The sequence below is a fragment of the Pseudomonas sp. QLc11A genome (genome assembly GCF_052112305.1).
GTDB classification, from domain to species: Bacteria; Pseudomonadota; Gammaproteobacteria; order Pseudomonadales; family Pseudomonadaceae; genus Aquipseudomonas; species Aquipseudomonas laurylsulfatiphila.
The window spans coordinates 1-303 of the sequence record NZ_JAVAJJ010000073.1 but is presented as its reverse complement, the minus strand read 5'-3'; the positions used below and the strand labels follow the sequence as shown (position 1 = coordinate 303).

General features: G+C 62.0%; 1 protein-coding gene. It reads right to left on the bottom strand.

What is annotated here, in order from left to right; all coding sequences use genetic code 11:
* A partial coding sequence (locus tag Q8X48_RS29945; RefSeq protein WP_407802825.1) for an immunoglobulin-like domain-containing protein occupies positions 1-303 on the bottom strand: 303 nt, incomplete at both ends.

Genomic DNA, 303 nt, shown 5'->3' with positions numbered 1-303 from the left:
GATCGATGGACTCGAGGTTGCCGCCCACTGCGTCTTTGATGGATTCAGTGACGGTGGTCGGACCGGTGTAGACGTTGTTGCCCACGGTCACCGGCAGGCTGCCGGAGCTCTGACCTTCAGCGATGGTAATGACCTTGCCGCTGTCGAGGGTCACGGTGACCGGACCGTTTTGCGCAGTGACCGGTTTGCCCTGGGCATCGGTCAGGGTCGCGGTGTAGGTGATGGTGCCGTTTTCATCCACGCTCGGGGTGGCGGTCAGGGTTACGGTGGTGGTGTCGTTGACGTCGTTGACCGTGGTGGTCA